Genomic DNA, 13,195 nt, shown 5'->3' on the forward strand with positions numbered 1-13,195 from the left:
CTGGACGGGCTGCTCGTCAGAAGATGGCGCGCAGCCCGTCCAGGTCGTGCACGTCGGTCGCCTGCGCCTCGATCTCCAGCACCGGCACGTGGCCGAAGTCCCGCGTGAACCGCGAGATCACCGCTCGCTCCCGGGCCGCCTGCGCGGCCAGCGCCGCGTGCACCCGCAAGGCGTCCGCGGTCAGGTCGGAGACGCCGTCCAGCTCCTCCGCCGCCGCCAGCGCGGTCTCCGCGTCCAGCTCCACCAGACAATGGTGTACGCGATTGAGCACGAGCCCGGCCAGCGGCATCCGTTCGACGCCCAGCCGGGAGGCGAAGAAGGCGGCCTCGCGTACGGCGTCGGGTTCGGGCGCGGCCACGACGAGGAAGGCCGTCTGCGGATCCTGCAGGACGCGATAGGTCTGCTCGGCGCGTTCCCGGAAGCCGCCGAACATCGAGTCCAGCGCCGAGACGAAGCCCGACAGGTCGGAGAGCAGCTGGGCGCCGAGGATCTTCTGCACGGTCTTCGAGACGACCCCGAAACCGGCGGTCACGAGGGAGAACATGCTCCGGCCGCCGGCCTTGGCCGGGGCGAGCAGCAGACGCAGCATGCGGCCGTCGAGGAACCGCCCCAGGCGGGCCGGCGCGTCCAGGAAGTCCAGGGCGGATCGGGACGGCGGGGTGTCGACGACGATCAGGTCCCACTCGTCGGTGGCTCGGAGCTGGCTGAGCTTCTCCATCGCCATGTACTCCTGCGTACCGGAGAAGGTGGAGCTCATCGCCTGGTAGAAGGGGTTGGCGAAGATCTCGGCCGCCCGCCGGGGCTCGGTGTGCGCCGCGACGATCTCGTCGAACGTGCGCTTCATGTCGAGCATCATGGCGTTCAGCTCGCCGCCGCCGTCGCTGTCTCCGGCGAGCCCGGGGACCGCCCGGGGCGTGTTGTCCAATTCGGTCAGGCCGAGGGACTGGGCCAACCGGCGGGCCGGGTCGATCGTGAGCACGACCGTCCGCCGTCCGTGCTTCTCGGCGGCTCTCAAGGCCAGCGCGGCGGCCGTGGTGGTCTTGCCGACTCCGCCCGAGCCACAGCAGACCACGATCCGGACCTCGGGGTCGCCGATGACGGCGTCGACGTCCAGCACGGGCTGATCACCGCTCATGCGATCACCGTCCTGCGGCCGGCGCTCGCCTGAGGAGAACTGTGCTTGCTGATGATCAGCCTGCGGCTGCTCATGCCGATCACCGTCCTGCGGCCGGCGCTCGCCTGAGGAGAACTGTGCTTGCTGATGATCAGCCTGCCGCTGCTCATGCCGCCGCCCCCAGGAGGCGGCCGATCTCCCGCAGCGCGGCGAAGTCGATGCCGCCGGGCATCAGCGGCAGCTCGACGATCGGCCGGCCCACCTCGTCCAGTTCGTCCCGGAGGTCGGTCTCGATGGTGCGCCGGGCGAGATAGGCCTGCGCCTGCTCCTGCAGCCCGATGACGGTCGGCCGATCCGTGGCCAGGCCCGCTGCGGCCAGACCTCGGCGCAACTCCGCCTGCGTCACTTTGCGTACCCCTTCGAGCAACGGCGGATGCGCGGCGTTGACGATCACCTTTCCCACCGGGATGCCGAGACCACGCAGCTCGCCGGCGGCGTCGATGGTCTCCTGCACGGGCATCTCCTCCAGCAGGGTGACCAGGTGGACCGCGGTCATGGGGGAGCGCAGGAGGGCCGCGACGCCCTCGCTCTGGGTCTTGATCGGCCCCATCTTGGCCAGTTTGGCGGCCTCGGCGGTGACGTTGAGGAAGCGGCCGATCCGCCCGGTGGGCGGGGCGTCGAGGACGACCGCGTGGTAGACCCGTTTGCCCTGCCCGTCGGTCCGGGTGGTGGCCTCCTTGACCTTGCCGGTCAGCAGCACGTCGCGCAGCCCGGGGGCGATGGTGGTGGCGAAGTCGATGGCGCCGACCTTGCGCAGCGCCCGCCCGGCCGCGCCCAGGTGATAGAAGAGCGTGAGGTACTCCAGCAGCGCTTCCTCGGGGTCGACCGCCAGGGCGCGGACCTCGCCGCCGCCGGGTGTCGTCGCGATCGTCCGCTCCTCGTAGGGCAGCGGGTCGCGACCGAAGAGCTGGGCGATGCCCTGCCGGTCCTCCACCTCGACCAGGAGGGTGCGCCGCCCGCCGGCCGCGAGCGCCAGGGCGAGCGCGGCGGCGACGGTGGTCTTGCCGACCCCGCCCTTCCCGGTGACCACATGGAGGCGGGCCGGCCACTGGTTGGCGGCCGGCCCGTCGCTCGAAGCCGAGGTAGTCACACTGCTGAGGCTACCTGTTGTGCAGGTCTTTACTTCGACTGCACGTCGCAGACCCACCAGCCCTGGTCGTTGATCGTGGTCAGCACCAGCTCCTGCTTGCTGACCTTCTCATCGGCCGTGGTCATGGTGAGTTTGACGGTGACCTTCGCGTCCTTCTCGGTCGTGTCGCTGACCGCCGGGGTGTCCCAGGTGAAGGTGGGCTTCGAGTAGGTCTCGCCCAGCTTCTTGATCGCGTCGATCTGCGAGGTGATCGTCTTGGAGTCGCGCGCCTGGGCGCAGACCGTCTTCTCCGCGTCGGTGACGCTCTGGTCCTTGTAGAAGGCCTCCAGGAAGGCGGTCGCCGCGGCCTTGGGGTCGGCCGCGCCCTGCCCGCCCTGGTCGGTGTTCTTCAGCAGGAAGTACGCGCCGACGCCGCCGCCGAGGCAGAGGACCAGCACGACGGCGAGCGTGATGCCGATGATCATCGGCGCCTTGCTCTTCTTCTTCGGCTGCTCCGGCTGGCCGGGGAAGCCGGTCGTCGGGTAGCCGGCGCCCGGGTAGGTCTGCCCGGTCGTCGGGTACGCCTGCCCGGAGGTCGGGTACGCCCCGGCCGGGTAGCCGCCGCCCGAGGTCGGGCCGCCCGAGGTCGGCGGAGTGCCGTACGCCGGGGGCACCTGGGCGGCGCCCGGGTTGTACTGCGGCTGGGTCGGCTGGGCCGGCTGACCGTACTGCGGCTGCTGGCCGTACTGCGGCAGCTGCGTCGTCGGCGGAGTGGCCGGCGGGTACTGCGGCTGGGTCGGCTGCGCGGGCTGGCCGTACTGCGGCTGCTGCCCGTACTGCGGCTGCTGGCCGTATTGCGGGGCCGGTGGGTAGGCGGGTGGCTGCTCCGGAGTCGCCGGGTACGCCGGCGGCTGGGCCGGGCTCGACGGAGCCGCCGGACTGGCCGGGTAGGCAGGCTGACCGGAGGACGGAGTGTGCTCCGGGTACCCACCTGTGGCGAACGGGTCGGCGGGCGGCGGGTAGCTGCCCGGCGCCGGATTCTCGTCCGACGGTCGGTTCGGGTCGGTCATTGCTCTGCTCCCCAGTGTCGTATGGCGGCCCAGCATATCGGCCCCGGACAACCCGGCGCAGCCCGCGTCCCGCTGTCTCACAGCCCGGTCGTCATGGATACCTTGTCTGCTATGACGAAGTGGGAATATGCCACCGTGCCCCTGCTGGTGCACGCCACGAAGCAGATCCTGGACAACTGGGGCGCCGACGGCTGGGAGCTCGTCGCCGTCGTGCCCGGCCCGAATCCCGAGCAACTGGTCGCCTACATGAAGCGGCCCAAGGAGGCGTGATGACCGAGGTTCCCGCGTCCGGGGTGAACCCGTTCGACCGGCTGGCGGAGCTGGGTCTGACCCTGCCCGACGTCGTCCCGCCGGTGGCGGCGTACGTGCCGGCCGTGCAGTCCGGCAATCAGGTCTACGTCTCCGGTCAGCTGCCGATGGCCGACGGCAAGCTCCTCGCCACCGGCAAGGTCGGCGCGGACGTCTCGCCGGAGGAGGCCAAGGAGCTGGCGGCGCGGTGCGCGCTGAACGCCCTGGCCGCCATCGACGCGCTCGTCGGCCTGGAGAAGCTCGTCAAGATCGTCAAGGTCGGCGGGTTCGTCGCGAGCGCCGAGGGCTTCACCGGCCAGCCGGGCGTCATCAACGGTGCTTCCGAGCTGTTCGGCGCGGTCTTCGGGGAGGCCGGCCGGCATGCGCGCAGCGCGGTCGGCGTCGCCGAGCTGCCCCTGGGAGCGCCGGTCGAGGTCGACGTCGTCGCCGAAGTCAGCGAATAGTCTCACCGTGCGGAAAAGCAGGTAAGGAGCGTCGCTGAGAGCGACGTAACATCGTGACGTGACTAATGGGGTTGGGGCGCGAGCGGGATGGGGACCGGGGTCCGGTCTGCCCAGTTTCGTCCGGCAGTTGCTCGCGCCCAACCCCTCTCCCATGACGCTGGAGGGCACGAATACCTGGGCCGTGGACGGCGTACTGGCGATTGATCCCGGTCCGGCGGACGACGAGCACCTCCGCGCCATCGGCGCAATCAGGTATACGACGATTACGCACAGTCACATCGACCATGTGGAGGGTCTGCCGCGGCTCGTCGAGCTGACCGGGGCCATCGCGATCGCCCCGACGCAGGTCGCCGAGATGATCGAGGGCGCGGCCGTGATCCCGAGCCCGGGGCATACCAGCGACTCCGTCTCGTTCCTCGTCGACCGGGGCGGCGACCGGGTGGTCTTCACCGGCGACACGATTCTCGGCCGGGGCAGCAGCGTCGTGATGTGGCCGGACGGCGACGTCGGGGCGTACCTGGAGACCTTGAAGGTGCTCGGCGAGCTGGAGGGCGTCACCGTCCTGCCCGGCCACGGGCCGATCCTGCCCGACTGCGCCGCCGCGGCGAACTGGCTGCTCCAACACCGCCTGGAACGGCTGGAGCAGGTACGCGACGCGCTGCGCCAAGGCGCCGAGACGCCGGAGGACGTCGTCCGGATCGTGTATGCCGACGTCGACCCCGGCGTGCGGACGGCCGCCGAGTGGACCGTCCGGTCGCAGCTGGCCTACCTCCGGGACAACCCGTGACCTGCCCGATTTGCGGCACAGTGGCGGTGCCCGGGGCCAACTTCTGCCACAACTGCGGTGCGGCGCTGCCGGGCGCGGCGGATCTGCCGCAGGCCGAGCGGCGGAACGTGACCGTCCTGTTCGGTGACCTCTCCGACTTCACCTCCTGGTCGGAGGAGCTGGACCCGGAGCGGGTCGGCGCGGTCACCGACCGCGTCATGTCGGCGCTCGCCGGTGCGGTGAAGACGTTCGGCGGGCACGTCGACAAGCTGACCGGCGACGGGATCATGGCCGTCTTCGGTGCTCCGGTGGCGCACGAGGACGACGTCGAGCGGGCCGTACGCGCGGCGCTGTCGATGCAGCGGGCGGTTCGCCGGGTCCTCGACGACGAGCGGGGCGGCGGCGCTCCGCTGGGTCTGCGCGTCGGGCTCAACACCGGTGAGGTCATCGCCGGTGTGCAGGCGGGCCTGGAATACACGGTCATCGGCGACACCGTGAACACCGCGGCCCGGCTGGCCGACGCCGCCGCGATCGGCGCGGTGTACGCCGGTGCGCGTACCGCGTCGGCCACCCGGCACCTGGCCGGGTGGCGGGAGCTGCGGCCACTGCGCTTGAAGGGCAAACGCGATCCGGTCGAGACGTTCGAGCTGCTCGGCCTTCATGACGCGCCCGGCACTCGCAGCGGCATCGGCGACGAGGCCCCTTATGTCGGGCGCGAGGCCGAGCTGGGCCGGGTGATCGGCCGTCTCGCCGAGGTCATCGACCGGGCGCAGCCGCGCGTACTGGTCATGACGGCCGAGGCGGGCATCGGCAAGACCAGGTTCGCCGCCGAGGTCGAGCGGTACGCGGCCGGCTACGACATCGGGCCGGGCCGGTTCGCCACTCGCCGGATCGACACCGGGACCCGGGTGCTCTCCGTCCACTGTGCTGCCTTCGGTGAGCGCCGTCGGCTGGCTCCGCTGGCCGACCTCGTGCGTACGGCGATCGGGTTGCCCGTCGACGCCACGTCGACCGCGTTGACCCGGCCGGCGGTGGAGGAGCGGCTGCGCCGCCTGTCCAGTCGTCTCGCCACTCGCGTCGGGCCGGATCAGCCGGTGCCGGAGATCCCGACCGACCATCTGCTGGCGCTGCTCGGCGTGGCCGCCGATCCGGCGTCGGGCACGCCCGCGATCGGCGACGGCCTGCCGGACGGCGTCGAGCGTACGGGGGTGGACATCAAGGTCCTCGCGACCGCCGTCGCCCACCTGCTCTCGGCGTTGACGCTGGAGTCGCCGCTGGTCGTGATCGTGGACGACCTGCACGACGCCACGCCGGAGACGGTGGACGCGCTCGGCGTCATGCTCGAGGAACTCGACGGTCCCGTGCTCGTGGTGCTGCTGGGCCGCCCGGAGTTGGTGCGTACGGCCGGTCTGCTGACCCGGCTCGCCGACGCGGAGGTGCAGGCGTTGCCGCCGCTCCGGGGCGCCGACGCCGCCCGGCTGCTGTCGAGCTACCTCCGCGGCGGCCGGTTGCCGCAGGCCGACGAGGATCGGCTGCTCGCGACCGCGCAGGGTAATCCGTTCTACCTGGCCGAGCTGGTCACGCTGCTCATGGAGCGGGGTGCGCTCACCCGCGGGCCGAGTCCACGGTCGGCGACCCGGCCGGTGGATACCGACGGCGACACCAAATGGCGGCTCACCCCGGGATCGCTGGACGCGCGGCTGCTCTCCCGGGACCTCGCGGCCGTGCTCGCCGCGCGTATCGACGCTCTGCCACCGGACGCCCGGTCGGTGCTCCGGGACGCGGCGGTCGTGGGGGACAGCACTCCGGCCGGAGCCCTGGAGGCATTGCGCGAGCGGCGCTCCTCCCGGGACGGCCGACCTGCCGCCGTCGTCGCGGTCGAACTCGACCGTGCCGTGGACGAACTCCTCGCCCGCCGGATGCTGCGCCGCCAACGCGGCGGGTACGCCTTCGCCACCCCGCTGCTGCGCGAGGCGGCGTACGCCGGGATCTCGAAGGCGGACCTGGCCGAACGGCACGCGTTCCTCACCGAGTGGGCTGCGCGGGGCCTGCTCACCGATCAGGTCGCACACTCGCCGGGATGGATCGCGCCGAGTGGCCGGGCGCTGCCGCCGTCGCTGGTCGGCTTCTCCGACGACGCCCGCGACGAGTTCATCGCCGAGCACGCCGAACGGGCCGCGTTCCTCGCCGACGCCATCAGACTGCGCCCGGATTCGCCCGCCCGGTCGGTGGCGGCGCTCGGCGTCGCCGCGCTGGGCCGGTCGGCCACTCGGGCCACGCACGCCGGCGAGCCGGTCACCGCGCTCGACCTGACCGCCCGGGCCCGCAAACTCGCGACGACCGGCTCCGTGCCGCTGCCGATGCAGATCTGGCTCGTCCACACCCGAGCGCTGCTTCAGTCCGGCCGCCCGGCCGAGGCCCTGGTCGAAGCCGAGAAGATCGCCGCGAACGCGGGCGAGGACGGGCGGGCGCGGGCGGCGGCCCTGCTGCTGGCCGGGCGCGCCCATCGGGAACTCGGCGACCCCGCCCGCGGCTCGGAATGCTGGCACGAGGCGCTGACCGTGGCGACGGCCGTGGACGCCCCGGCCGAGCGCGCCGAGGCGATGCGCCGCCTGGGCATGGCCGACTTCCTCAACGGGCGGCTGGCCGACGCGGGCAGCCGGTTCACCGCCGCGTACCAGGTCGCGGTGGCCGCCGGGGATCGCCGCTCGCAGGCCTGGTCGCTGCAGAATCTCGCCTGGGTCACCACCACCCGGGGCGACTTCGCCGGAGCGGACGCCGCTCTCGCCCGGGCCGCCCGGCTCTTCGCCGAACTGCACGATCCGGTGGGCCGTGCCTGGCTCCGGGGCGCTCTGGCGTTCAACCGGCTCCTCGCCGGGCGACTCCGGGACGCCCAACGCCTCGCCCGGGTGTTCCTGCCCTTCGGGGAGCGCGTCGGCGAAGTGTGGGCCGTCGGCACCCTGCGGGCCGTCGACGCGTACGCCGCCGCTGAGCTGGGCGAACTCGACTCGGCCGACCGTGACGCGCGGCGGGCGTACCGGGACTTCGCGGCCGCGAACGATCTCTGGGGGCGCGGATTCGCCCTCGTCGTCCGGGGCGTCATCGCCCGGGAGCTGAACGAACTCGGGCACGCCGCCGACCTGCTCAGCGACGCCCTCGAGTACGGCGAGCGGGTCAACCATCCGCTGCTGCTCGGCATGGCCGGGAGCATTCGTGGGTTCATCAGTCTGGAGCAGGGCGACCCGGAGGGCGCCGAGCGCGACGCGCGACGGGTGCTGACGCTGACCCGGGCGCACGGCGTACTGGAGTCGGCGCAGGTCGGGCCGAAGGCCCTGCTCGGCGCGGCGCACCTGGCCGCCGGCCGCGTACGCGAGGCGCTCGACGTGCTGCGCCCGCTGGCCGAAGCCCGGTACGCCCCGTCGATGTTGTTCGCCCGGCGGCAGGCGGTCGCCCTGTACGCCCGTGCCCTGCTGGCGGACGGCCGCCCGGCCGAGGCGCTGGAGCAGGCTCGGCTTGCCGTCGGACTCCGGGCCGACGATGTGCGTAGTCGGGTCTCGGCCGAACGGGTCCTTGCGGCCTGCGAGTCGGCGATGGGATATCCGGCCGCATCTACAAGCCGCTAAGTTCTCCCATTGTGAGCACACCCGTCATCCCCGGCCTCGGCGAGCTTCAGCTGCTCGCGCGGGGCGGCTACGCGACGATCTATCGTGCCGCCCAGGGTTCGGTCGGCCGGGAGGTCGCCGTCAAGGTCGAGAACCGCACCCTCGACGACGAGCACGATCGTCGCCGGTTCCTCCGTGAGGCGCACGCCGCCGGGCGGATGTCGTCGCATCCGTTCGTCGTGGACCTCTTCGACGCCGGTGTCCTCGACGACGGGCGGCCCTTCCTGGTGATGGAGCTGTGCGCCGAGTCGTACGCCGATCGCATGAAGCGCGGCGTGCTCATCGCCAGCGAAGTGCGCGAACTGGGCGTCAAACTGGCCGGTGTGCTCGCCGACGCGCACGACCTCGGGGTGCTGCACCGGGACGTGAAACCGGCGAACATCCTGGTCAGCTCGTTCGGTGAGCCGGCGTTGGCCGACTTCGGCCTGGCCATCCTGGTGGAGCTGCGGGATCCGACGGTGAACCTGGAGATCCTGACGCCGGCGTACGCCCCGCCGGAGATGTTCGACCGCGCCCGCCCGGCGCCCTCGGCCGACGTCTATGCGCTCTGCGCGACCCTGTACGCGCTGCTGACCGGGGCTCCGCCCCGCTGGCGGGACGAGGCGATGGGCGGCATCGCGGCCCTGCTCGAACTGTTCGGCGAGCCCATCCCGGACGTGCCCGGTGCGCCGAACGAGCTGGTCGAGGTCTTGCGGACCGGGATGGAGAACGATCCGGAGCGCCGGCCGACCGCCCGGGAGCTGATCGCCCGGCTCAAGGAACTTGATCACGCCGAGGGCTCGGTACCCCATCCGCGCAGGTCGCCGGGGGACGAGCCGACCGAGGCGGTGCCCCGTCGCTGGTCGCTGGCCCGACTGTTCGGGCTGGACACCGCTTAACGCGCCAGTCGGGCACAACACGCCAATCGTGCGTACCGGTCTTCAAGAACCACTCGTTGTCGTGTTGTCGACTGCGGTGGAGAAGATGGACTTGGGGCGGACATGGCGATTCTTGAGACCAGCCTGGACCCCCGCACACCGTCTTATCTGGACAACCGTGGGCTGATGACGGCCGCGCTCGGCGAGGTCGAGACGGCCTTCGCCCAGGCGATCGAGGGCGGCGGGGAGAAGCACGTCACCCGGCACCACGCCCGGGGCAAACTGCTGCCCCGGGAACGCATCGAACTGCTGGCCGACCGGGACAGCGCCTTCCTCGAACTGTCCACCCTGGCGGGCTACGGCACCGGTCAGCCGCCCGGCGCGGGCGTGGTCACCGGGCTCGCGGTGGTCGCCGGGCGGCCCTGCGTACTGACGGCCAGCGATCCCACCGTGCACGGGGGCTCGCTCAACGCGTACACCTTGCGGAAGTTGGCGCGGGCCGCGGAGATCGCCCTGGCCAACCGCCTGCCGCTGGTGAGCCTCGTGGAGAGCGACGGACCGGACCCGGCGGGTGGCGGCGAGCTCCTGCTCGCCGGCGGGGCCTCGCTGCGCGACCAGGCCTTGCTCCGCGCGGCCGGAGTGCCCGCGATCTGCGCGGTGTTCGGCGTGGTCAGCGGCGTGACCCTGCCCGCGATCGCCGATCAGACCATTTTGGTACGCGGACAGGCGCGCGTGCATCTGGCCGGTCCCCACCTGGTACGCGCGGCGACCGGGGAGTCCGTCGACGACGAGGCGCTCGGCGGCTCGACCCTGCACGCGACCCGGACCGGGATGGCGCACCAGTTGGCGGAGGACGAGCGGGACGCGCTGCGCCTGGTACGCCTCGCCGTCGACCGGTTGTGCCCGGAGGTGACCGAGCCGCGGCGGCGGGTGATACCGCCCCGGCACGACGCCGAGGATCTGCTGGCGGTGGCCCGCGGCGACGAGGCGTTCGATCCCCGGGAGATCTTGGCCCGAGTGCTGGACGCGAGCGAGTTCGACGAGGTCGCGCCGCTGTTCGGCGAGGCGCTGCGGACCGGCTTCGGGTCGGTGCACGGGCACCGGATCGGCGTCATCGCGAGCGCCGGTCCGCTGCTGGGCGTGGACGAGGTCGCCAAGGCGGCCCGGTTCGTGCAGCTCGCGGCGGCGGCCCGGGTGCCGCTCGTGTTCCTGCCCAACACCAGCGGGTTCGGCCTCGGCGTGGCCCAGGAGGGCGGCGGCATCTCGGTGCACGCGGCCTCCCTCGTGCAGACCATCGCGACCTGTCCGGTTCCGATGATCACCATCGCCGTCGGGGGTGCGCACGGCTCGGCCGGGCAGGTCCTCGGCGGCCGGTCGATGCGTCCCCGTTTCCTTTTCAGCTGGCCGAACTCGCGGGCCGCCGTGCTGCCGCCGGATCAGTGGGAGGCGGTCGCCGCGCACCGCACGGCGGTCGACGAGACCGGCCCAGGTACGCCCGACCTCCCGCACACCACCGCGTTGCACCAGTCCGGTCTGCTGCACGACGACGGCGTCATCGACCCCCGCGACACCCGTACGGTGCTCGGCATCTGCCTGTCGGTCCTGCCCCCGATCGGGGCCATGTCCACTTTGGGGGGAGCATGATCAGGCGGTTGCTCGTCGCCAACCGCGGCGAGGTCGCGCGGCGCATCTTCGCCACCTGCCGGACCATCGGGATCGAGACGGTCGCCGTCTACTCCGATCCGGACGCGAACGCCCCCTATGTCGCCGAGGCCGACTACGCCGTCCACCTGCCGGGAGCCGCGCCCAGTGCCACCTACCTGCGCGGCGACCTGATCATCGCGGCCGCCCGCAAGACGCTGGCCGACGCGATCCATCCCGGGTACGGCTTCCTCGCCGAGAACCCGGACTTCGCCGAGGCGGTCGCCGAGGCCGGACTGCTCTGGATCGGCCCGCCCGCCAAGGTCATCGAGGTGATGGGCGACAAGGTCGACGCCAAGGCGCTGCTCGCCGAGGCCGACGTGCCGACCCTGCCCAGCTGGACCGACCCCGAGCAGGTCGACGAGTTCCCGGTGCTGGTGAAGGCGTCCACCGGCGGCGGCGGCCGGGGGATGCGGATCGTACGCGAGCCGGCCGTCCTGGCCGAGGCCGTCTCGTCAGCGCGCCGGGAGGCGTTCGGCGCATTCGGCGACGGCGACGTCTTCTGCGAGAAGTACATCGAGGGCGCGCGGCACATCGAGGTGCAGATCCTGGCCGACCAGCACGGCGGCATCGTGACCCTGGGCGAGCGGGAGTGCTCGATCCAGCGGCGCCACCAGAAGGTCATCGAGGAGACCCCGTCGCCCGTGGTGACCCCCGAGCTGCGGGAGCACCTCTGCCGGGCGGCGATCGCGGCCGCCCAGGCGGTCGGCTACGTCGGCGTCGGCACCGTGGAGTTCCTGCTCACCCCGACCGGCGACTTCTACTTCCTCGAAATGAGCACCCGGTTGCAGGTGGAGCACGCCGTCACCGAGTGCGTGACCGGCGTCGACCTCGTGCGTATGCAGATCGTGGTGGCCGAGGGTGGTCCGCTGCCGGTGCTCACCCCGCCGCCCCTGCGCGGCCACGCGATCGAGGCCCGGCTGTGCGCCGAGGATCCGGCCGCCAACCACCTGCCCGCCACCGGCGAGATCCATCGGCTGGAGATCCCCGGGGTCGCCGGGCGCTTCGGCATCCTCACCGCACCCGGCATCCGGCTGGACAGCGGCGTCGAGCCGGGCTCCGTCATCGGGGTGCACTACGACTCGCTGCTCGCCAAAGTGGTGGCGTGGGCGCCGACCCGGCCAGAGGCCGCCCGGCTGCTCGCCGCCACCCTGGCCCGGGCGCGGATCCACGGCGTGGTCACCAACCGGGACCTGCTGGTGCGTACGCTGCGCCACCCGACCTTCCTGGCCGGGCAGACCGACACCTCGATGCTCGACCGGCATCCCGAAGTGCTCGCCCCACTGCTGTCCAGCGTGGACGCTGTACGCCTGTCCTGTCTGGCCGCCGCGCTGGGCGCCGCCGCCGACCGCCGGAACGGCGCGACCTGGCAGGCCAGCATCCCGTCGGGCTGGCGCAACGTCCCCACCGCCGCCCAGACCGCCGTCTACGAGGGCCCGGCAGGGCCGGTCGAGGTCGGCTACCGCTTCTCGCGTACGGGGGCGCTGGCCCAATGGTGGGTACGCGCGGTCGACCCGGAAGACCTCGAACTGGTCCCGCTGGGCCAACCGGGGCTCTCCGACGACCATCCGCCCGTGGCGGTGGTGTCGGCGACCCCGACGCTGGTCGTCCTCGACGTCATCGGCATCCTGCTCGCCGTCCATCTCCACCGCGTAGGTGCCGTGACGTACGTCGACAGCGTCGAAGGCTCACTCGCGTTGACCGAGCTACCGCGCTTCCCCGTGCCGCGCTCGGAACTCGCCGAAGGGGCGCTGACCGCACCGCTGCCGGGCGCGGTCGGCCGCGTACTGGTCGTGCCGGGGCAACGGGTCGACATCGGCGAGCTGCTGATGACGGTCGAGGCCATGAAGCTGGAACATCCGGTCCACGCGCCCGCGGCCGGCATCGTCACCGCTTTGCCGGTGAGCGCTGGGTCGCAGGTGGACACCGGCACCGTCCTCGCCGTCCTCACCCCCTAAACCTCCCTCCCTTTCCGCGCGATCATGAACTTACGGTCGTGATCGACCGGTGTGTCGTGTCCGTAGCACCCTGATCGACTCCGTGGCGGCATGATCGGCGAGCCGACGCGAAGGAGCCGCCGACCGGCGGGGACTGGATGGTGATCCCCACTGGTCGGCGGCTCGGGCGAAAGGGCGGTGCTGCCG

At 72.3% G+C, this 13,195-nt stretch carries 9 protein-coding genes and 2 pseudogenes; 7 read left to right on the forward strand and 4 right to left on the reverse strand.

The window, feature by feature from the left end; translation table 11 throughout:
* Positions 1–16: 16 nt before the first annotated feature.
* From AB0H43_RS02075 to AB0H43_RS02090, 4 genes are read right to left on the reverse strand one after another with little or no spacing between them, the layout of a single operon-like run.
* The gene (locus AB0H43_RS02075) at positions 17–1,135 is read right to left on the reverse strand and encodes an ArsA-related P-loop ATPase (protein ID WP_359995009.1); all 1,119 of its coding nucleotides are present in this window, start codon (positions 1,133–1,135) and stop codon (positions 17–19) included.
* The gene (locus AB0H43_RS02080) at positions 1,132–1,284 is read right to left on the reverse strand and encodes a hypothetical protein (RefSeq protein WP_359995012.1); all 153 of its coding nucleotides are present in this window, start codon (positions 1,282–1,284) and stop codon (positions 1,132–1,134) included. The genes AB0H43_RS02075 and AB0H43_RS02080 overlap by 4 nt, the downstream gene beginning before the upstream one ends.
* On the reverse strand, positions 1,281–2,264 hold the full coding sequence (locus tag AB0H43_RS02085; protein WP_359995015.1) for an ArsA-related P-loop ATPase: 984 nt from the start codon (positions 2,262–2,264) through the stop codon (positions 1,281–1,283). The genes AB0H43_RS02080 and AB0H43_RS02085 overlap by 4 nt, the downstream gene beginning before the upstream one ends.
* A gap of 29 nt (positions 2,265–2,293) precedes the next feature.
* A complete protein-coding gene (locus AB0H43_RS02090; protein ID WP_359995017.1) occupies positions 2,294–3,313 on the reverse strand; it encodes a hypothetical protein in 1,020 nt (339 codons plus the stop codon).
* 111 nt (positions 3,314–3,424) lie between these two features.
* On the opposite strand from AB0H43_RS02090, the gene AB0H43_RS02095 reads away from it, so the two are divergent.
* The 7 genes and pseudogenes from AB0H43_RS02095 to AB0H43_RS02125 all read left to right on the forward strand — a co-directional run bounded on the left by AB0H43_RS02095 (position 3,425) and on the right by AB0H43_RS02125 (position 13,009).
* Positions 3,425–3,583 carry a DUF4177 domain-containing protein gene (locus tag AB0H43_RS02095; RefSeq protein WP_253763759.1) on the forward strand — a complete coding sequence of 53 codons (159 nt, stop codon included), beginning with the start codon at positions 3,425–3,427 and terminating at the stop codon, positions 3,581–3,583.
* Complete coding sequence (locus AB0H43_RS02100; RefSeq protein ID WP_359995020.1) at positions 3,583–4,065, forward strand: RidA family protein; 483 nt, start codon at positions 3,583–3,585, stop codon at positions 4,063–4,065. Before AB0H43_RS02095 ends, AB0H43_RS02100 begins: the two co-directional genes overlap by 1 nt.
* A 58-nt stretch (positions 4,066–4,123) precedes the next feature.
* Positions 4,124–4,852, forward strand: coding sequence for an MBL fold metallo-hydrolase (locus AB0H43_RS02105; protein ID WP_359995023.1), 729 nt, complete (start codon positions 4,124–4,126; stop codon positions 4,850–4,852).
* A pseudogene (locus tag AB0H43_RS02110) lies at positions 4,849–8,406 on the forward strand (adenylate/guanylate cyclase domain-containing protein); the annotation flags it as partial. The gene AB0H43_RS02105 and the pseudogene AB0H43_RS02110, both read left to right, overlap by 4 nt.
* 74 nt (positions 8,407–8,480) lie before the next feature.
* Positions 8,481–9,242 (forward strand): annotated as a pseudogene (locus tag AB0H43_RS02115) (serine/threonine-protein kinase); the annotation flags it as partial.
* Between the two features lie 231 nt (positions 9,243–9,473).
* The gene (locus AB0H43_RS02120) at positions 9,474–10,994 is read left to right on the forward strand and encodes a carboxyl transferase domain-containing protein (RefSeq protein WP_359995026.1); all 1,521 of its coding nucleotides are present in this window, start codon (positions 9,474–9,476) and stop codon (positions 10,992–10,994) included.
* Positions 10,991–13,009: a biotin carboxylase N-terminal domain-containing protein gene (locus AB0H43_RS02125; RefSeq protein WP_359995028.1), complete on the forward strand. Its 2,019-nt coding sequence runs from the start codon at positions 10,991–10,993 to the stop codon at positions 13,007–13,009. The genes AB0H43_RS02120 and AB0H43_RS02125 overlap by 4 nt, the downstream gene beginning before the upstream one ends.
* The last annotated feature ends 186 nt before the right edge of the window (positions 13,010–13,195 follow it).

Origin of the sequence: Hamadaea sp. NPDC050747 (assembly GCF_040654195.1) — a bacterium.
Taxonomy (GTDB): domain Bacteria; phylum Actinomycetota; class Actinomycetes; order Mycobacteriales; family Micromonosporaceae; genus Hamadaea.